Annotated in this window: 13 protein-coding genes; 10 read left to right on the forward strand and 3 right to left on the reverse strand. The window is 39.3% G+C overall.

Annotated elements, in window-relative coordinates; translation table 11 throughout:
* The first annotated feature begins 67 nt into the window (after positions 1-67).
* The 10 genes from AC5JL8_RS14870 (at position 68) to AC5JL8_RS14915 (ending at position 11630) form a co-directional block, all read left to right on the forward strand.
* The gene (locus tag AC5JL8_RS14870; protein WP_495880558.1) at positions 68-4438 is read left to right on the forward strand and encodes a non-ribosomal peptide synthetase family protein; all 4371 of its coding nucleotides are present in this window, start codon (positions 68-70) and stop codon (positions 4436-4438) included.
* A gap of 35 nt (positions 4439-4473) precedes the next feature.
* Positions 4474-5223: a class I SAM-dependent DNA methyltransferase gene (locus AC5JL8_RS14875; protein ID WP_495880559.1), complete on the forward strand. Its 750-nt coding sequence runs from the start codon at positions 4474-4476 to the stop codon at positions 5221-5223.
* Between the two features lie 63 nt (positions 5224-5286).
* Positions 5287-6741 (forward strand): aspartate aminotransferase family protein, encoded by a 1455-nt coding sequence (locus AC5JL8_RS14880; RefSeq protein ID WP_495880560.1) that lies wholly within the window; start codon positions 5287-5289, stop codon positions 6739-6741.
* Between the two features lie 28 nt (positions 6742-6769).
* Positions 6770-6994 (forward strand): MbtH family protein, encoded by a 225-nt coding sequence (locus AC5JL8_RS14885; RefSeq protein ID WP_495880561.1) that lies wholly within the window; start codon positions 6770-6772, stop codon positions 6992-6994.
* A 117-nt stretch (positions 6995-7111) separates the two neighbouring features.
* A complete protein-coding gene (locus AC5JL8_RS14890; RefSeq protein WP_495880562.1) occupies positions 7112-7879 on the forward strand; it encodes a thioesterase II family protein in 768 nt (255 codons plus the stop codon).
* Between the two features lie 37 nt (positions 7880-7916).
* Positions 7917-8618, forward strand: a complete 702-nt coding sequence (locus tag AC5JL8_RS14895; RefSeq protein ID WP_495880563.1) for an ABC transporter ATP-binding protein — start codon at positions 7917-7919, stop codon at positions 8616-8618.
* Complete coding sequence (locus AC5JL8_RS14900; protein WP_495880564.1) at positions 8618-9415, forward strand: ABC transporter permease; 798 nt, start codon at positions 8618-8620, stop codon at positions 9413-9415. The genes AC5JL8_RS14895 and AC5JL8_RS14900 overlap by 1 nt, the downstream gene beginning before the upstream one ends.
* A 132-nt stretch (positions 9416-9547) precedes the next feature.
* Entirely contained in the window at positions 9548-10027 is a 480-nt protein-coding gene (locus AC5JL8_RS14905) for a hypothetical protein (RefSeq protein ID WP_495880565.1), read from the forward strand.
* A gap of 69 nt (positions 10028-10096) precedes the next feature.
* Entirely contained in the window at positions 10097-10234 is a 138-nt protein-coding gene (locus AC5JL8_RS14910; RefSeq protein ID WP_495880566.1) for a hypothetical protein, read from the forward strand.
* Between the two features lie 100 nt (positions 10235-10334).
* Positions 10335-11630 carry an APC family permease gene (locus AC5JL8_RS14915; protein WP_495880567.1) on the forward strand — a complete coding sequence of 432 codons (1296 nt, stop codon included), beginning with the start codon at positions 10335-10337 and terminating at the stop codon, positions 11628-11630.
* A 106-nt stretch (positions 11631-11736) separates the two neighbouring features.
* Here AC5JL8_RS14915 and galT read toward each other — a convergent pair whose 3' ends face one another.
* The 3 genes from galT to AC5JL8_RS14930 all read right to left on the reverse strand — a co-directional run bounded on the left by galT (position 11737) and on the right by AC5JL8_RS14930 (position 21530).
* Entirely contained in the window at positions 11737-12837 is a 1101-nt protein-coding gene (galT, locus tag AC5JL8_RS14920) for a galactose-1-phosphate uridylyltransferase (protein WP_495880568.1), read from the reverse strand.
* Positions 12816-14678: a glycoside hydrolase family 2 protein gene (locus AC5JL8_RS14925; protein ID WP_495880580.1), complete on the reverse strand. Its 1863-nt coding sequence runs from the start codon at positions 14676-14678 to the stop codon at positions 12816-12818. The genes galT and AC5JL8_RS14925 overlap by 22 nt, the downstream gene beginning before the upstream one ends.
* Positions 14679-16022: 1344 nt before the next feature.
* Positions 16023-21530 (reverse strand): ATP-binding sensor histidine kinase, encoded by a 5508-nt coding sequence (locus AC5JL8_RS14930; protein ID WP_495880569.1) that lies wholly within the window; start codon positions 21528-21530, stop codon positions 16023-16025.
* Positions 21531-21550: the final 20 nt, after the last annotated feature.

Genomic DNA, 21550 nt, shown 5'->3' on the forward strand with positions numbered 1-21550 from the left:
GGCTCGAAACAAAAAGAATTTAATACCACTAATAGACGCTAGTACATATAAGTAAACAGGTATAAATATGCAAACAGCAATTATGGAAGGCTTTCGACTTTCTCCACAACAGGAGCATTTATGGTCGCTACAACAACTTGATAATAAATCGGTATATCGCAGTGATTGTATAATTTCAATTACAGGCAATATTGATGTAAAAGGTTTGGAATTAGCTTTACAAAATATTGTTAATCGTCATGAGATACTCCGCACCTGTTTTCGTTCTCTTCCAGGGATGACTATCCCAGTTCAGGTGATTACAACTAATAAAGTAACTTTCAGTCAAACATATAATCTGAGCGATGTCACTGCTGAGGAACAAGAGGCTAAAATTAAGGCAATTGTTCAAGATTTGAAATGTTTACCTTTTGATTTAGAAAAGGGTTTAAATTTACAGGCTGCTTTGATTACTCTCTCCTCAGAGAAGCATCTTTTATATCTGGGTTTACCTGCTATTTGTGGTGATACTGTCACTCTCCATAATTTAATGCGAGAAATCGCTAGTGCTTACTCAGATAAGCTGGACAGTGAATTATCTGAAGAACCGCTACAATATGCAGATTTCTCTGAATGGCAGAACCAAATATTAGAAGCAGAAGAAACGGAGATTGGCAGAAAATATTGGTTACAGCAAAACTTATCTATTATTGATAATTTAAAACTGCCTTACGAAGTTGATAATTCAAACAAGCATCAGTTTGAACCAAAAGCTATCAATTCACTAATTGATGCTGATTTATTGCAAAAAATAGAAATAATAGCTAAAAAATATAATACTCATAATTTTATATTTCTTCTTACCTGCTGGCAAGTCTTACTGTGGCGGCTGCTTGAGAATTCAGAAATTGTTATTGGTGTAGGCGTAGATGGTAGAAAATATGATGAATTAAAAAATGCATTAGGTTTGTTTGCTAAATATCTACCGCTACATTCTCATTTAGAAGGAAATTTAAGTTTTAGCCAAGTTTTACAACAAGTAAATGAATCTACAGAAGAAATCAATAAATGGCAAGAATGCTTTAGTTGGGAGCAAATTAATTCTTCTGCTACAAAATTAACTAATTTGCCTTTTGGGTTTGATTTTCAACAAGAATCTGTTATTTGTTATGCGGGGGATGTAAAGTTTTCAATTGAACAGCAGTACACTTGCATCGAAAGATTTAAAATAAAGCTTTCTTGTCAACAGCAAGCTGAGGCTTTAAATCTAGAATTTTATTATGACTCTAATTTATTCAATGCCGAAAATATTGAACTTATAGCAGAGAATTTGAATCAGTTAGTAGCCAGCGTTATTAATAATCCAAAAGAGGTAATTAGTAAGCTCAATATTTTAAGCGATCGCACCCTGCACCAACTTCTATTCCAGTTTAATCAAACTGAGGCTAATTACCCACAAAATAAGTGCATTCACCAGATATTTGCAGAGCAAGTAAAACGCACACCAAATAATGTCGCTGTTGCATTTAACAATCAGCAACTTACCTATGCTGAACTGAATGCGCGCGCAAATCAACTAGCTCATTACTTGCAACGTTTGGGAATAGGTGCAGAACTATTAGTAGGAATTTGTGTTGAACGTTCCCTAGAAATGCTCATCGGTATTTTGGGTATTCTCAAAGCTGGTGGTGCTTATGTTCCCCTCGATCCTCACTATCCCCAAGAGCGTTTAGCTTTCATGCTAGAGGATACTCAAGTATCCATATTATTGACTCAGCAGCATTTACTGGAAATATCCCCCCTCGCCCCCCTTATCAAGGAGGGTTGGAGGGATCATCCCCACGATGCACAAACCATTTGCTTAGATAAAGATTGGGAAACGATAGCACAAGAAAGTCAGGAAAACCCCCTTCTCACAGTATCTCCTGAGAACTTAGCTTATGTAATCTACACTTCTGGTTCTACAGGTAAACCCAAAGGAGTTGCGATCGCACATCGTAACCTAGTTCACTCCACAACTGCACGTATCTCCTACTATAAAGAACCTGTCACTAGCTTTTTATTACTGTCATCCTTTGCATTTGATAGTTCGGTTGCAGGTATTTTCTGGACACTTTGTTGTGGCGGAACTCTACATTTACCAGAAGAAGGCGTACAACGAGAAGTACCTAAACTCGTAGAGTTAATTTCCCAAAATCGTATTTCCCATTTATTAAGCCTTCCTTCTCTATATGCTCTAATTTTGCAACAAGCAAAACCAGAACAGTTAAATTCCCTGTGTGCTGTTATAGTTGCAGGCGAAGCTTGTCCATCAGAATTGATAGAAAATCACTCTCAATTACAGCCAGAAACATCTCTATTTAACGAGTACGGGCCGACAGAAGCAACCGTTTGGAGTAGTGTATACCATTGCCATTCTTTAGAAACTGGAACGCAAATATCCATTGGTCGTCCCATAGCCAATACACAAATATATATATTAGACTCTTACTTACATCCAGTTCCTGTTGGTGTTCCTGGCGAAATTTATATAAGCGGTGAAGGGGTAGCCAGAGGTTATTTAAATCAGCCAGGAATTACATCTGAGAAATTCATTCCCCATCCCTTTAGCCACAAACCAGGAATGCGTTTGTATAAAACTGGTGATTTAGCGCGATATCTCAGTGATGGTAATATTGAGTTTTTAGGACGCATTGACAACCAAGTAAAAATTCGCGGCTTCCGCATTGAATTAGGAGAGATTGAAGCATTATTAAATCAACATTCTGGAGTGCAAGATACAGTAGTTATTGCGCGTGAAGATGTACCAGGAAACAAACGCTTAGTTGCTTATGTAGTTCCCCAGCTAAAATCAGCCACTACAGTTAATGAACTACGCAACTTTGCAAAAGATAAACTACCAGAATTTATGCTTCCATCAGCTGTAGTATTGCTAAAAGAATTACCTCTAAGTCCCAATGGTAAAGTTGATAGAAAGGCGCTACCTGCACCAGAGCAAGTCAGGTCAGATTTAATAGGAGAATTTGTTCCTCCTCGCACCCCTGTAGAAGAAAAGCTGACGCAAATTTGGGCTGAAGTTTTAAAAGTTGAGAAAGTTGGCATTTACGACAACTTCTTTGAATTGGGTGGACATTCTTTATTAACAACTCAGCTACTTGCCAAAGTTAAAGAAGCTTTTAACTTGGATATATCTTTACGTAGTTTGTTAGAAAAACCTACTGTAGCAGGTTTAGCAGAAAATATTGATCGAGTTTGTCAAACAGAAGTTGAGCATCCCACGTTGGATCTCAAAGCTGAAACCGTTTTAGACCAAACAATTTATCCTCAAACTGTTGGTAAGTTTATCCCTGAACCTAAGGCTATTTTATTGACTGGAGCCACAGGCTTTTTAGGAGCATTTTTACTAGCTGAACTTCTGCAACAAACCACAGCAGATATTTATTGCTTAGTTCGTTCTGACAAAATTGAGGATGACCATACAAAGCTACAAACTATCCTCGAATCTTATGGACTTTGGAACGAAATTTGGAGTTCTCGAATTATTCCCATTGTCGGTGATTTGGCAAAACCACTTTTGGGTTTAGAAACTGAAAAATTTCAACAATTAGCATCTACCATCGATATTATCTACCATAATGGTGCTTGGGTGCATCATATTTATCCCTACTCTATCCTAAAACCTGCAAACATACTGGGTACACAAGAGATTCTAAGATTAGCTAGTCAAGTTAAAACTAAACCAGTACATTTTATTTCTAGCTCTGGTGTTGTCGCTGCAAAAGTTGAATCTGGAGTTAAATTAGTTCGAGAACAAGATAGTCTGAATGAAAACGAATTTCCTAGTAACGGATATTGTCAAACTAAATGGGTAGCTGAAAAATTAGTACAAACAGCGGCTAAAAGAGGAATCCCGATCTCTATTTACAGACCATCACGCATATCTGGACATAGCCAAACTGGTGTTTTTAATAGCAATGACTTTCTGTACAAATTGATCATAGGTTGTATGCAATTAGGAAGTGCGCCAGATATAGACATTAGAGAAAACATAGTTCCTGTAGATTATGTCAGCAAAGCAATAGTTCATTTATCCAAGCAGGAAGAATCTCTCGGTAAAACCTTCCACTTAGTACATCCCCAAACTCTGCACACAAATACACTGATTGACCATATTCGCTCGTTGGGTTATGCAATTGAGCAAATTTCTTATGACCAATGGCGAGAGAAATTACTCAATATTACACAAGGTTCACTAGAGCATCCTTTATATTCATTAATTCCATTCTTCCCAGCAAGACAAGCTCAAGAAGACAATTCAACTTCAGGATTTTTACAGCTTGATAACCAAAACGTTATCAATGGCTTAGTTGGTACTTCAATTACTTGTCCTCCAGTAGACAATCGGTTACTCAGTGTTTATTTTTCTCATCTGATGAATCTGGGCCTTTTGGCTAAATAATTTAAATTTCGATAATCTTTCAGGAGTAATATTTTATGACTACTACAACTCGTTATGATGATTATGATGTTCTGGCTCGTATATATAACGAAGATTGGATATCAGGACTTTTCCAAGAAACAATACCAGTTTTAGAGGAATTGTTGTTAAGTCATTTAACTAAAGGATCTCATATTCTTGACCTTTGTTGTGGAACTGGACATTTAGCACAACAATTAATAAAAAAAGGTTATAAAATTACAGGAATTGATGGCTCTGAGCAAATGTTGGGTTATGCTCGTGAGAATGCACCAGAAGCAAAACTTATCCTTGATGATGCTAGATTTTTTAATTTACCAGCAACCTTTGATGCAGTAGTTTCAACCACTGGTTCTCTAAACTATGTAATGAAACTTGAAGAACTAGAATGCGTATTGAAAAATGTTTATAATGTGCTGGTTGATAATGGGATCTTCTTATGTCACTTCTTTACAAAAGAAGAATTTCAATCAAATTGGAACGGTAAAATCTCTGGTAATGTAAAAGATGATTACGCCTGGGCTACAAAAAATATCTATAATCCAGAAAATCAAATAGGACAGATTTATCTTACTGTATTTTCATTAGTAGATAAAACTTGGCAGCGTTTAGATAAAGTTATTTCAGAAAAATGTTATGCCAAAGAAGAGGTTATTTCTGCTCTAGAAACTGCTGGATTTAGCGAAATTAGTAGTTATGATGCACATTATGACTTAGGAATATCACAAATGCCTGGCAGTACATATTTTATTTGCTACAAGCGTTAATTATTTAATGAACATAAACAATTAAATAATATAGAAGATTATCAAATTTTAAACCAAAAGTTCATGAATGCACAACAAGTTACATTACCTCAAAATTTAGATAACTTAACTAAGCTATTAGCCACAACAGGGCTTACTAACCAGCAACAGAAGTATTTGCGAGATTTTATCAATCGCTACAGCGATCGCACAAAAACATCAAAGCAAATTTCCCAAAGTTCTCGGCCATTTTTAGCTGATGATAAGAACTTAGGAGAGTTCAATTTACTCTTCAAAGAAATGTATTATCCCATAGTTGCTAATCGTTCTTGCGGTTCTAAAATCTGGGATGTAGATGGTAATGAATATGTAGATGTAATGATGGGGCTGGGTATCAATCTTTTTGGTCATAACCCATCTTTTATTAAAGATGCTTTAATTACTCAACTGGATAAAGGAATTCAAATTGGGCCTCAATCAGAACTTGTTGGTGAGGTAGCTGAGTTAGTTTCTCAACTTACTGGGATGGAGCGGGTTTGTTTTAGCAATACAGGTACAGAAGCTGTAATGAGCGCTATCCGCATTGCAAGAGCAGTTACAGGACGTAACAAAATCGTTATCTTTTCAGGTTCTTATCATGGTCATTTTGATGGCACTTTAATTAAAGCAAATAAGGCAGAAAATAATTACTCTGCTCTACCATTAGCACCTGGAGTAATACCAAACTTTGTTAATGATGTTTTGGTGTTAGATTATGGCAATCCTGAATCATTAGAAATCATCAAAACTCATCAGCAAGAATTAGCAGCAGTTTTGGTAGTTCCTGTACAAACTAGTAGACCTGCTTTACAGCCAAAGGAATTTCTGCACCAGCTACGGGAATTAACACAAGCGTTTAATATTGCCTTAATATTTGATGAAATGGTTACAGGCTTTCGCATTCTTCCTGGCGGCGCACAAGCCTATTTTGGTGTAAAAGCTGATATTGCTACTTATGGAAAAATTGTTGGCGGTGGAATCCCTATTGGGGTGATTGCTGGTAAAAGTAAATATATGGATGCAATTGATGGGGGTATGTGGAATTATGGCGATGATTCCTACCCCCAAACACAAAAAACATTTTTTGCAGGTACTTTTTGTAAGCATCCCTTAGCAATGACTGCTGCAAAAGCCGTTCTGAAATATCTGCAAAGTGAAGGCCCATCACTGCATCAAAAGTTGAATGAACGTACAACACAATTTGTTATTGCTTTGAATAATTATTTTGCCGCAGAAGGGCTACCCCTACAAATGGCAAACTTTGGCTCACTCTTTGGTTCTGCATCCTTAGAACTTTCTGAAGGAAATTCTGCTGCTTCAGTAGCCATGGGTTTATTAAAATATCATCTGCTTGATAAGGGAGTTCACCTTTTAGGTGTTAGCGGTTATTTATCTACAGCCCATACAGATGAAGATATCAACTACATTCTTCAAGCTGTAAAGGATAGTGTAGAACAACTAAGGTCTGGAGGTTTTTTACCTCCCCGTGCTTCTGTTTGAAATTTTAGTTCACTAATAGGAAATAAAAATGAACCAAACAACTTCAGAAGATACAACAATTTATAAAGTTGTAGTCAATGATGAGGAACAATATTCTATTTGGCCTGTTGAGCGAGAAAATGCTCTAGGCTGGAAAGATGCAGGTAAAACTGGACTCAAATCAGAATGCCTGGAATACATTAAGGAAGTTTGGACTGATATGAGACCCCTAAGCTTGCGAAAGAAAATGGAAGAATTATCTAGTAAAAATTAATACTTAAATTACTCTGAGATTGCTATTTGTAGAGAGGTTGAACTTCTCTACAATAATTTTATTTGTGAAAAATAAAGAACAAGGCAAAATGTAGTTTAAGAGCCAATTTAACTTGTGATGACGACAAACATATCAAATCTTAACTCTTGGATAATTTGCCACAAGCCTAACCCTCAAGCACATCTGCGTTTATTTTGTTTTCCTTATGCAGGCGGTAGTTCTTTAATTTTTCGCACTTGGTCAAACTATCTACCACCATCTGTAGAAGTTTGTGCAATCGAAATCCCCGGTCGAGGAAGACAAATAAAGTTACCACCATATAATAAAATAGATTCGCTTGTAGATGCGATCGCCTCCAATATCCACCCATATTTAGATAAACCATTCGCCTTCTTTGGTCACAGCATGGGTGGCTTGGTCAGCTTTGAGTTAGCGCGTCTACTCCGCAAAAATTATGGTATTCTCCCAGTTCACCTGTTTGTATCTGGTCGTCGCGCCCCACAAATTCCCGATGCAGATCCACCCATTCACAATCTCCCCGAATCTGCTTTCATAAAAGAACTACGCCATCTCAACGGTACACCAAAAGCAGTATTAGAAAATGTTGAATTGATGCAGCTATTTGTGCCGATACTAAGGGCAGATTTTGCAGTTTTGGAAACTTATGTTTATACTCCTGAACCGCCTTTAAATTGTCCTATCACTGTTTTTGGCGGATTACAAGATTCAGAAGTTGGTTGTGACGAATTGCAAGCATGGCAAGAGCAAACAAAGGCTGCTTTTTCTTTAAATATGTTTCCAGGCGATCACTTTTTTCTACATTCTGCCCAGTCTCTTTTATTAGAAAAATTGGCTAAATATTTACCGTATCAGTTGCCAGCATAACTTTTGGATTTAAAATCAAATACTATAAATAAGGTGAATGGCTAACCGACTAAGCAAAACTTTTATTACTAACTCAGAATCGTTTACTCCTGACCCAATTTTATCAATACAAGGCTTAGGTAGAAAAATCCAAAATCAATGGTTGTGGCGAAATCTAAACTTTGAATTGCTATCGGGAGAACGCGTTGCTGTAGTTGGCGCTTCCGGTTCTGGTAAAAGTCAGCTACTAAGAGCGATCGCCAATCTTGATCCAATACAAGAAGGTTACATCTTTTTTCAAGGAAAATCTATTGATTCTTCTTACACACCACAATATCGTTCTCAAGTTGTCTATCTCCATCAGCGCCCTGCACTTTGGGAAGGAACTGTAGAAGATAACCTCAAGCAAGTTTATCGTTTAGCAGCCCATCGTCAACAAGTTTATAATCGCCAACTAATTCTTAATTATTTACAACTTTTACATAAACCTGCTGATTTTTTACAACGTCCTGTAAGCGCAATTTCTGGTGGTGAGGCTCAAATTGTGGCTTTTCTGCGCGCTTTGCAACTTTCTCCTTTAGTATTATTACTTGATGAACCTACCGCTTCCTTAGATGTCGCAACAGCTAATAGTTTAGAAGCTTTGGTTGCAGTTTGGCAAAAAGAAGACCCCCAACGAGCATATCTCTGGACAAGTCACGATTCAGCACAATTGCAGCGCATTACCCATCGTCAAATTAATTTAAAAATACAAGAATAATGGCAGCTAGTTATATTTCTATTAGTTACGCTCAACTCGCGTTAGCAGCTTTATTTATTCTCATTAATATAGGTCTTTCATTAGCTTTAAATTTAGGGCTAGGAAAAAGCCTTTTAATTGCTTCACTACGCATGGTAGTGCAATTATTGTTGGTAGGATACTTATTACAATGGGTATTTACTCTTCGCGATCCAATATTAATTATAGTTTTAGCTTTAGCGATGACGATTATGGCGGGTATATCAAGTGTTAACCGGACTCGCCGACGGTTTGCTAGTATTTATTGGAATAATTTTATTTCGCTTTTTTGTGGTTCATTTTTAGTTACAGGCTTTACTGTTAGCGGGATTATTCAAGTACATCCTTGGTATGATCCTCAGTATCTCATTCCTCTATTAGGTATGATTTTGGGTAATGCCCTGACTGGTACTTCTCTAACATTAGAACGTTTTATGGAAGACTTGACTAATCGTCGAGAACAAGTAGAAGCACTATTAACTTTAGGTGCAACTCGTTGGGAAGCTGCACATCAACCAATTAGAGAAGCATTAAGAATCGGGATGATTCCCACAATTAACTCAATGATGGTGATGGGGTTAGTTAGTCTACCAGGAATGATGACTGGTCAGATTTTGGCTGGTGCTAGTCCTGTGGATGCTATCCGCTATCAAATTGTGATTATTTTTGCACAAGCATCGGGAACTGCGATCGCCACAATAGGAGTTGTATTACTGGCATTTTTAACATTATTTAATCAAAATCATCAGCTGACAGATGCTTTATCTAAGTCCCGCTAGATACAATTTTGATGGCAATCTGCATATATGCTGAAAGGTCTAAAACTATTAAACGCTAAACACTATTGTTTTTTTAGGCGCTATTTTCTATGTCTGCTAACCGTTTTCATTGTTGATTATTCTTTGCCTACTATGGCATCAGAAGAAAATTCCAATATAAATCATGAATTAGAACTATTACAAACCAATATTACACAAAATGATATCAAAATTATTGAACAATTAGTTATTATTGCCGAGCGTAACTCTTCTCAAGTGCTGGAAGCAAAATCTGCAATGGGCTGGCGTGCGTTTCAGGATGTTTTATCTATAGAATTATCGCCCTCTATAACTACGACAGATTACAACTCACCTGATGAATCTGAAGAAAAAGAAAGTAGTTTTTACTTGAGCGTTTCTCTTGATCCGATTAAGTTAATTAGTGCTTTTCAACAACAACCAATAATGCGATCGCGCTGGCAAGAAGCCAAGCAGCAAAAGCGATTAGCCGTAATTCGGCACTACCTAGCTTACATTCAAGCTCGCCAAGCCACAAAAATCGCAGCTTATCGAATGCAAAATCTTACAGCCAGCGATTGCGCGTTCGCGGAAGCGTGTCCCGCAGGGACTTAGCGCAGCGCCAAGGGCGATCGCGTTGCTAGTGCTAATTCCCCAGAAATCTCTCGTGTAAGAGTCAACAACTTGAGCAATTCTGAATATGTCGCCGCCGCAACAGAAATGCTCAACACAAACGCACAACAACAAATAACCTTGGAAGAACTAGCAGCTTGTGTTGGTTTATCTGCATCAGCAATAATTCCTATCTTGAATGGGAATTAAAAATTCTCACCCACAAGGAGACTCTTAATTTTGTCAGTGGCAAAGAAATCTATTTAGGATAATATACTTTTGCAATCTCTATCTCAACAAAAGGTGTGTTGTGTCACAGAGAACAGTAACGCCCCAACTACGAAGAGAACTAGGGGTTGTGGGTGCAACCATGATGGGGCTAGGGTCAATTATTGGCACTGGTGTATTTGTAAGTATAGGTATTGCTGCTGGGATTGCTGGATCTGCTGTCATTATTGCACTGGTGCTGGCCGCTTTTGTTGCAACCAGCAACGGTCTTAACAGCGCTCAGTTAGCTGCTAATCATGCTGTCAGTGGTGGAACCTACGAATATGGCTACAAATACCTTAATCCTTGGTTTGGCTTCATAGCGGGCTGGATGTTTCTCTTAGCCAAAACCGCTTCAGCAGCCACCGCCGCCTTGGGCTTTGCTAGCTACTTACTGACCATTACCAATCTTATCGGAAGTGGCTTTTTTGTTCCCACAGCTTTAATAGCTGTAGCGATTCTCACGGGAATTGTTTTGAGTGGAATTCGCCGCTCTAACCTTGTCAATATCGTCATTGTATCGGTGACACTGCTATCTTTATGTTTTTTTGTGGTTGTCTGTTTCCCAAATGCTATCAGCAATGGTGCGGAAAATCTCACACCTCTGTTTACAGGAAATACCGCATCAGTACTCCACGCTACGGCTCTCATGTTTGTGGCTTATACCGGTTATGGTCGTATTGCCACAATGGGCGAAGAAGCAAAAGAACCGCAAAAAACTATTCCCAGAGCGATGGTAGTTACATTATTGCTGACGATGCTGCTTTATATAACAGTGGCAGTGGTTGGTATTGGAGCAGTGGGGGCAGATGTTTTAGGCAATGTAACTCAACAAGCACAAGCTGCACCGCTTGAAGTTGTAGTTAGCAACGTTGTAGGTTCGAGAGCTGGTGTAGTCTTGGCTATTGGTGCTATGACTGCAATGTTAGGTGTGCTACTAAATTTAATTCTGGGATTGTCTCGCGTGGTACTAGCAATGGCAAGACGCCGAGATTTGCCTGGGATTTTGGCAAGATTGAATCAGTCAGAGACGACACCAGTTTTGGCTGTGTTAGTTGTTGGCATTGCGATCGCGCTTTTGGTTATGGTTGGGGATGTAAAAACTACTTGGTCGTTCAGCGCCTTCAACGTTTTAATTTACTACGCAATCACAAATTTTGCGGCACTGCAACTACCTACCCACGAACGACTTTATCCCAAATGGTTGGCTTGGGCGGGTTTAGCTTCTTGTGCTTTCCTAGCTTTTTGGGTAGAACGACAGATTTGGCTAGTAGGTTTAGCACTCATCGTTGCTGGGTTAATCTGGCGTACCATAGTACGATTACTGAGTGCAGACTAGAGGGTAAAAGGGGCTGGGGATTAGGGATTGGGGGTTGGGTAAGAGTATCTTCCTAGCCCCCTTGTCACCTTGTCCCCTTGTCCTCTTCCCTGAACTGGGAATGATATTACGCCGCAATCTGCTTTTCGATATTTACAGTCACTGCTTGTAACTCCTTCGCCTTCTCTTCTGGCAAGGCATCATTGGCAAACATCCCTGCTGCTAGTTCGGTTCCCGCCAAATACTTCAGCCTTTCGCTTGTCCGATATGGCGGATAAAACTGCGCGTGTAAATGTGCTTCGGGATGATCTACACCATCAGTCGGCCCACCAAACCAAGCCATCAAGTAGGGAAATGGGCGATTCCATAAGCCGTCATACTTGAGTGTGACAGTTTTTAAGGCTCTGGCCAGACCCCAACGTTGTTGTGGGGTGAGATCCATAAAATTTGCCACTGGCTGTTTTGGTGCAATCCACACTTCGTATGGGTAACGAGCGCACACAGGCACAAAGGCGATCGCATGATCATCTTGATAGATAATCCGCTGGTTGTCGGCAATCTCTTTTTGAATTAAATCTTCCAACAAACCGCGCCGATGTTCTTGATAATACGCCTGCTGCATTGCCAGCATCTTAGCAGGAACTGGCGGTATAAATGGATAAGCGTAAATTTGCCCATGGGGATGGTGCAGAGTTACACCCACTTCTACGCCCTTATTTTCAAACGGCAGCACGTACTGAATTTGGGGATTATCTCCCAATACACGGGTGCGATCGCCCCATACTTGCAACAGCAAATCTAGGTGTTCTAGTTCTAAAGAACTGAGGGAAGCACTAGCATCTTGCGTAAAAACCACTACTTCACACGCACCTTGAGCAGGTAAGGTTTCCACAATGGATTCAGGCGGATTATGTGCCGCCAGTGCCATTGAAGGAAAGCGGTTATCGAACACCGCCACATCATACTTACCTTGAGGCAATTCCGTAGGAAACGTTGGGTTGCTGGTAGGTGCGAGGGGGTTATACTCTGGCGGTGGCATAAAAGTCCGCCCTTGACGGTGACTCGCATAAGCAACCCATTCGCCGCGCAAAGGATGCCAGCGCAGGTGGGGATTAGCCCGCACTGGCTCATTACTGGGGCTAGGGGCCGTAATATCTTCAGCAATTGGCTGCCTACTGTATAAAGTCAGTTGGCGTCCATCCGGCTTTAACAACTTGTGGGAGTACATAATCCTGCTCCTGAGAGGGTTGCAGCACGGATCGCCTCAATGGGAAATTTAGGAGTGCGATCGCTGTACAACAAACCGTTTGCTTCTTGGAAGGTGTCGGTCAATTGGGTGTAACAGAATCCGCTAAATAACTCGATATCATTAACAGTTTCGAGTAAAGCGGCATATTTCATTTCTAACTCGGAGATATTCCAACAACGCTCATATCCCCAAACTTTATCGGCATCAGGCTCTTCTTCAGGGGCATAAGCAATACCGCCAAATTCGGTCAGCATGATTGGCTGTCCCTGATGTGGATAGTTATCCAATGTTAAGATACGTCCTCCGGGACGCTTACGATCAAATAAATCAGATAGCTTCATTTCTGGCCCATAACGATGAGCTAGGTGCAGCGGCTTGGTATCGTAGTCATGAATAGCGAGAATGTCGGTATCTGTACTTTCCCAACCATCATTACCAATCACTGGGCGAGTTGGATCGAGAGTCTTGGTCAAATGATACATCGCCAAGACATAGTTACGGTGAGCCGCCGTCTCAACCAGATTTGGCACTCCCCAAGATTCATTGAAAGGAACCCAAGCTACGATACAGGGATGACTAACATCTCGTTTGATGATCTCAGTCCATTCTCTGGTTGTGCGTTCCACTGCTTTGGGTGAGAAGCGATATGCACTGGGCATTTCCTCCCATACTAACAACCCCAGCATGTCAGCCCAATATAAAAAGCGGGGGTCTTCAATTTTCTGGTGCTTACGGACTCCGTTGAAACCCATTGCTTTGGCGAGTTCTACATCGCGCCGCAATGCTTCATCATCGGGTGCAGTCATCAGTGAATCAGACCAATAGCCTTGATCGAGAACTAGCCGTAAATAATAGGGACGTCCATTGAGCATAAAGCGATCGCGCTGGATGCTGACTGTCCGCAAAGCAGTATAGGATTTTACCTCATCCAGCAATTGACCTTTGTACCACAACTGAATTTCGGCATCAATTAGAGTCGGCTTTTCTGGACTCCACAGTAATTCATTACGGTAATCATCAATACCTGGATCGGAAAGGGCGATGCGACGGCTAACTTCCCCATTGAAAACTTCATAGGTATCATTTGCTAACACCCGCTCGCCAACGCTCAGTTTCATCTTGACTTGTACGCCCGAAACAGGTGCATTACCTGCGATCACCGCATAACAACCAATTTCCCAACGCTCGAAGTCTGGTGTCCAGCGGATGTGATCTATATAAGTTGTACCCACCCGCTCAATCCAGACTGTCTGCCAAATCCCGGTCGTGCGAGGATACCAAATACTATGTGGGTGTAACTGCCAATCTTGCTTACCACGAGGTTTAGCAAGGTCGTGTGGATCATCCTGCGCCCACACTGTCACCTTGGTGATGCCACTGTCATTCAATACAGGGGTAATATCGATGCTGAAACCGATATGTCCGCCTTCATGTTCAGTCATGTATTGACCATTAACCCAGACACGAGCGCGATAGTCTACAGCACCAAAGTGCAATAGCAATCTACCTTCACCAGCCGGGGTTTCAAATTCTCGCTCATACCAGCAATTGGGATGAAATCCTGTATCACCAATACCACTTTTGGTAGATTCCGGAGCGAACGGAACTTGTATATAATGGCTCCAGTCGGTAATTTCCGTGGGATGGGAGCATTCGCCTTTGTCATCAAATGCGAACTTCCACGGGCCGTTTAAACTTTGCCAGTGCGATCGCTGCAATTGCGGACGGGGATAGTTCATCTCTCTAAAGGTAGAGATTTGATAATTCTCAGTACTAGAGGATAATTCAGTCTCGCAATTATGAATATCTAACAATTTCATTAAGACCTCTGACATATTTCTAAATTGAACAAATTATTTTTCTAATTTCGGTTTAAGAACCTTGACAACCAAACTAGAGTATTTCAAAACCTTTCAGGAGCATTTCCCATAACATTCACAGAGCTAAGAAAGTGTTGTAGCCATGGTTAGCTCACATCACTTCTCCCTAAATGCAAACACAAATAGACTTAATCCGCCCCTCCCAGATGAGGGGGCGAAGAATTATATATATACTCCCGACTTCGAGTCATTATTACACACATAACGGAAATGTTAACTAGGGTAGATGAAAAACTCCTATTAAATTTTTGTGGGTCAATTCTATAAATCCATACATAAACAAATCATTAGTCAGGAAAAATTGCTTTAAGTAATTGAATCAGGCGATGAATTTTCTTATAAATTCATCTGACAGGTATTCCTAAGCTGTAAATGGCTGCAAAACCCCCATAATGAGTTTTTATGGCAGAATCAAGCAAAAATCGATAAGTTTTGCCCAGTAGAATATTGGCGGCGCTGACCTAAAATTTTCAAGCGATGCCAAATTTTCTACTGAACCTAATCAATACTGATAGCTACGTAATCAGGCATATATTGCTTGCTGTGATTACCCTAATTACTACAGATAATTGATCCCGGTTTCCGCATGAAAATTTCTGATAATATCCTGTAATTTAAGATATATACTGACCTTGTGTAGATACACTCAGTTGGAATAGTTACAGGATTTTTAATTGTCAAGTATTTTTTAGCGACAGCCTGCGAGATTCTCCCTTCTTTAATATTAGCAAAGCAAAGCTGGTTAGTGTCTCAAAACTTTATTCTCCAACCAGAACCAAAATCATCTCTGGAGTTGGACAGCGTATCGTAGGTACTGGAGTTTAGGCTAAAGGCGAGGGATAAAAAAATAACATCCTAAAATTTAGGGTAGAAAACTTGACAGTCACGGGATTTAAAACCTTCCAAAAAAGAAAAAGCGGTCAGCCATGTTAAACTGACCGCAAAATGGTCAATAGTGAATTCAGAGAAAATGCAGCTTGACCATGCTTGAGCATGACAACTGTGGATCACTCAAAGTTCTGTGTTCCAAGCTTGACTAGGACTTACGCAAAAAACCTCTCAAAGCCTCATTCCTCTGTGTATTCTGTGTCCTCTGGGATTTGTTTTTCCGTGACTTGTGCGTAAGTCCTGTTGACATTCCGAGTTCAGAACTCAAAGTTTCGTGTTCTAAGGTTGAATGATGGTATTGTAAAAGCGATATCTGAATTCTCACTTAGGATGCTATCTGTCAAAATTAATCTGGTGGACTATTACCTTGCAATGCTAGCTCCTATCCTCTTGTGGTTATAGTTTTCGCCGTTGCACAGGAATAGTAATAGTAAACTCTGCCCCTTGTCCAGGTGCGGAAATACATTGCATATTACCGCCATGTTTAGCAACAATTTGATAGCTAATACTCAGTCCTAAACCCGTCCCTTTACCCACAGGCTTTGTCGTAAAAAATGGGTCAAAAAGATGTTGCAACACATCTTCAGTCATTCCTGGCCCGTTATCTGCAATTTGAATAGCAACATATTCATTGTTAATGGCTGTAGTCCGAATCCAAATTTGGCTTTGACAAGATTGAGAATTTTGCAGATGCTGTTGTTGTTCATACTCTTCTATTGCATCAATTGCATTAACAATTAGATTCATAAATACTTGATTGAGTTGCCCAGCATAACACTCCACTACGGGCAAATTTCCATATTCTTTGATGACTTGAATGCTTGGATAATTTGAATTAGCTTTAAGCCGATTTTGCAAAATCAAAAGTGTACTATCTAAGCCCTGGTGAATATCAACTGGCTTCATTTCTGCTTCGTCAAGCCGCGAAAAATTCCGTAATGATAGAATAATTTCGCGGATGCGTTCTGCGCCAATTTTCATAGAAGATAGCAGATTTGGCAAGTCTGTAGCAATAAAATCTAAATCAATTACTTCTGCCATAACCTCAATTTCTGGAGATGGAACAGGAGTATTTTTCTTATACAAATGTAAGAGATAGAGCAAATCTTGAAGATATTGGCTTGCATGAGTTAAGTTGCCATAAATGAAATTCACGGGGTTATTAATTTCGTGGGCTACTCCTGCTACGAGTTGTCCTAGACTAGACATTTTTTCACTTTGGACTAACTGACTTTGAGTTTCTTTCAGTTGACGAAAAGCAAGCTCTAGCCGATTGGCTTGTTCTTGATAATGTATATTCTTTTCTTGTAATTCCTGAGTTCGCTCTTTAACTTTTGCTTCTAAGGTGGTGTTAGCTGTTGCTAAATCACAATAAAGACGAGCATTTTCAATAGAAATTGCAGCTTGCGAAGATAAAAGTTTTAAGATTTCTAATCTATCTGGGGTAAAAGCTTCAGTTGTGAGATTGTTTTCTAAGTAGAGAATGCCAGCTAGTTTTCCTTGATGAAGCAGCGGTGTGCATAACAATGATTTGGGTTTGTGGGTAACAATATAAGGATCTGTTGCAAAAATGCCTGTACAAATTGTATTGTTACATAGAAAGTTTTCTTGCATTCTGGCTACATAATTAATCACAGAAATAGGTAACTCTTGGCTAGTGGCTACTGGCTGTGATTGCATAACAATCACTTCTTTTTGTTCTACGGCTGCTTTTGATTCTATTAGTAGATTGCCGTCTATTTCTAAAATTAAATATCCAGTTTGAGCGCCAGCATTCTCTAGTACGATTTGCATTAACTTAGCCAGCAACTTACTCAAAACAATTTCGCCAGAAAGAGTTTGAGAAGCTTTCATGATCGTCATGAAGTCAAGATTGTCAGTGCCTGCGATGATTGTAGAACTTGTCTGAGTAAGTTCTTTGGTATTTGTATCTGACTTTTGGATGTTTTGCCATGTCTCACGAAAAGCCGCTTCTCTACGAGACGCTCCGTGAACGCGTCTATGCGTAATCAGTTGGGGATAGCGTGCTTCTAAATCTTTGACTTTAGCAACAGCTCCCCAATGCTGATAGGCATAATAGGCATTAGTCATGTAGGTTTGGGCAATAGTTTCTTTACCCCATGACAAATAAAACTTAGCAGCTAATTCATGGGCGAGGGATTCTTCGTTGATGTACTCGTTTTCTTTGGCAAGTGCAATTGCTTTGTCGTACATCTCAATTGCTTCTATTTTTTCACCCCTTACTCGATGCCGTTCTGCTTCTACTAAATAGAATTTGTGTAAATGATTCATTGGGGCATGATGTGCCCATTTTTGCATTTTTTCTTGATTAGCTTGGACGCGCTCAAGAATGCTTTGCTGCTCAGACTCTAAATTATCGCCATACATCGCCAGCCGAATTAAAGAATCGTAGAAATGGAAAATAGGAACAAGGGGTAATCCTACTAGTGCGTCCAAATACTTTTCTGCTATGGCAATATTTTCAATTGCTTGTGAGTAGTTTTCAAACCAGTAATTAAGTAAAAATTTGTTCCAATATATGTAGGCAATTCCCAGTCTGTCGTTCGCTTGCTCATGCAATGGTAATCTTACCTGCTCATCGCAAACTTCGCCCTTCAGACAGCAAGTATTTTCACTTTTTCCGAGCAGATTTAAGATAGCTTGCCAATAGGTTTCTATATAATGAAGTGCTGTTTCTTGCTTGATTTTATGAATAGCATTTCTGTTGACTCCCATCTCTGTTTCAAGAACAGTCAGTTCTTTGCCGCTAAAGTAAGCTAAATAGGAGTACATCAATAGACCAAAGGCAGCGTATTGTAAATCTCCCGTCTCCAGTCCGCTAGAGTAGACTGCCATTAAAGGTTTTAAGGTTTCTCTTAGATGCTCTTTCCAAGGTCGGATAAATATATTTACTATCATGAGTGTCTTGGCTTTAATTTCTTGAGCATTCAACTTTGACACCAGAGTTAAAGCCAATTGACCAAACTGATAACCTAAATCGATATCTCCCACAACTCCGCAAAGAAGAAGACCATAATTGGCATAAGCAAACCCAGATACGAAAGCATTCCCATATTGGACGGATAAATTTACTTGTTTGCACACCGTCAAAGGCACTAGTTCTGGTGAAGCAATATATGCAGCAGCAAAGATACTTGACAAAAGTTTCATGGCTGCTAATTTGTAGGGATCGGACATTTGAGGTAGATCAACTAAATCCTCAATTCGCCTTTCACTCAACATTGCCGCAGTTTCAAAGAGTGCTTGTCCAATGTCTGACGCGTTCGGCTCTTGGGGAAACTCCACCCCTAACAACTTTAAAACTTGGAGGCCTATATTAACTGCTTCTAGCAGCCTGTTCTGCCCCATATAAGCTTGTATCTGGACTTCATACACTTTAATTTTGTCCAGCAGCGTTTTAGCATGGTTTTTTACTATCTCAACAAACCTGTGCATTCCTGCAAAATCACCGCTTAAAAAAGCTGCTTCTGCTGCTTCTGAGTGCAGTGCTAATGTCAGTTCATATTCACACTTCCAGCTTTCTTCTGCCAACAGTCCCAAACCAACTTGCAAATATTTGACGGCAGAATCATGTGCTGTTGCGGCTTTCGCTTTTTGGCCTGCGATGAGATTGAGTTGAGCTAGTTCATATTTTTCTGACTGTGATGTGAGTAGTTCAGTACCGTAATTAAGTTGGTTAACTAGTGCAAATATGTTTTCTTTACGTTCTTCTGGCGTTGCATTTTGCACCAGTAATTGACCTATTCTCAGGTGTGTTGCTTTCTTTTGCTCATCGGGAATCAGAGAATAAGCCGCTTGCTGCACGCGATCGTGCAAGAATTTATACGTAATAATTTCTGCTTGGTCATTCTCTTCATTTATTTCTTGTTTGTCAAATACTAGGGGTAGTTTATAAGCATTGCTTAAGGGTAAAACTAAACCTGCTTGCAAAGCAGACCATAAATCTGTAGCAGTTTTTGACTCAGTTGTTTCATTAACAGTTGCCAATACATCTAAGGTAAATTTATCTCCGATACAAGCAGCTATTTTTAAAACATTAATGGTCTCTTGTGACAGCTTTTGAATCTGGCTGACCATCAATTCGACAACATTATCTGTATTGTCAATCTCCTGTAGCTGCTGAATATCCCATTGCCAAACACCTCGCTCAAAATTAAAAATTAAGAATTTCTCATCATATATATATTTCAATAATTGAGTTAAGAAAAAGGGATTGCCTTGAGTTTTATTAAAAACTAATTCAGCCAGTGGTTTAACTGTTAATATACTGCTACGTAGACTATCAGCAATTAACTGATTGACGCAGGCAATATCCAAAGCTCTCAGAACAATATTATTGATATTGCTTTTAATCTTTTGAATTTGCTCTAAAGTCTGAGCTAAGGGATGAGTCGCACTGACTTCGTTATCACGATAAGCTCCAATTAATAATAAATATTCGCTCTCCTGCTCGGTAACAATTAGCTCGATTAACTTTAAAGAGGCTGAATCTGCCCACTGTAAATCATCTAAAAATAAAACTAAAGGATGTTCCCGTTTAGTAAAGACATGAATAAACTGTTGAAATACCCGGTTGAAACGATTTTGTGATTCGGCTGCACCTAATTCCAGTACCGCAGGCTGGGAACCAATAATGCGTTCTACTTCTGGGATCACATCTATAACGATCTGCCCATTTTGGTCAAGTGCTGCTAATAGTTTAGACTTCCAATTTTTTAATGATTCAGCACTTTCTGTTAACAGTTGCCGCATTAATTCTTGAAAAGCTTGAATTAATGAAGCATACGGGATATTACGTTTAAATTGGTCAAATTTGCCAGAAATAAAGTATCCTCTTTGACGAACAATGGGCTTATGAATTTCATTTACCAAAGAAGATTTACCAATTCCAGAGTATCCTGATACCAATATTAACTCTGTTTGACCTTTGCTGATGCGTTCAAAGGCATTTAATAGTTTATTTACTTCTCTTCCCCGTCCATACAGCTTTTGCGGAATAATAAAATGGCTGAATAAATCTAGCTGACCAATCGTAAATTCATCAATTTGATTGTTATTTTCTAACTGCTGGAGACATAATTCTAAATCTGCTTTTAACCCCAAGGCGCTTTGATATCTATCTTCAGCCATTTTAGCCAAGAGTTTCATCACAATATGAGAAACTGCTGGCGGAATTTCTGAATTTATTTCGTGAGGTGAAGCTGGAATTTTAGCAATGTGAGAGTGAATGATTTCTAGCGGGTCATTGCTGTCAAAAGGTAACAAACCAGTGAGCATTTGATAAAAAGTTGCTCCTAAAGAATAAAAATCGGTACGATAATCAAGTGACCGATTCATTCTGCCAGTTTGCTCAGGAGACATATAGGCAAGAGTGCCTTCGATTAAGTTAGGGTTGCTGACAGTTGGGTTTTCTCTAGATAAGTGTGATGCAATACTAAAGTCGATGAGTTTAATAGTTAGCTCTTTCGGATTAATAATAATATTTTGAGGTTTTATATCTTTATGAATAACCTGTTTGTTATGGATATTTGCTAAAGCTGATACCAATTGCGTAGCAATAAGCAGGAAATCTTTAAGTGATAATTTATAGGTATTGTTAAAATTGTTGAGCGATATGGCACTAAAATCTTCTATAACTAGAGCTAGCCTGTTTTGATATTTTTTTAAACCTAAAGGATTAATAACTTCTTTCACATCTATTAAGCTATTCAGGATTTTATATTCATGTTTTATTCTACTTAACTCTTTTAAGCTGGGATATTCTGCCTTAAGTGCTTTAATGATTACTGAAGTTTTATCTACCTGTTTGATGGCGCGATAAACAAAGCTATCAAGCCCTTCGTTCAAGGTTTCTACAAAAGTATAGCCAGGAAGATTGAACATAATTTGTGCTGTGTTGAAAA

This window comes from Mojavia sp. (assembly GCF_059505145.1).